At 40.4% G+C, this 255-nt stretch carries 1 pseudogene; it reads right to left on the reverse strand.

Features of this window, described 5'->3' with window-relative positions:
* Positions 1-213: pseudogene (locus ACEN36_RS13135) on the reverse strand (group II intron reverse transcriptase/maturase); the annotation flags it as partial.
* Between the last annotated feature and the right edge of the window lie 42 nt (positions 214-255).

A 255-nucleotide genomic window follows, 5' to 3' on the forward strand; every position in this document is an offset into this window, starting at 1 on the left:
AGGTAATTCTACTCTTCTGACGGGTTTAGGTTGGTAATTCCGTTCGCGAATGGTCTGAATAAGTTCTTCTTTATGCTGACGAAGATATTCTTTAGCCTCTTCGATAGTCATACCATCAATGCCTGCGACACCTTTGTTCCGTTCCACTTGTCGAAAGGCTTCGTTTAAATTATTTCTGGATAGGATTCTATCCAATGTCCTGTTTTCATGCATGTTTGTTACTCCTTTTCTGTTCTCGTAAGGCAGCTATCTACT

Source organism: Desemzia sp. FAM 23989, assembly GCF_045528345.1.
Classification (GTDB): Bacteria; Bacillota; Bacilli; order Lactobacillales; family Carnobacteriaceae; genus Desemzia.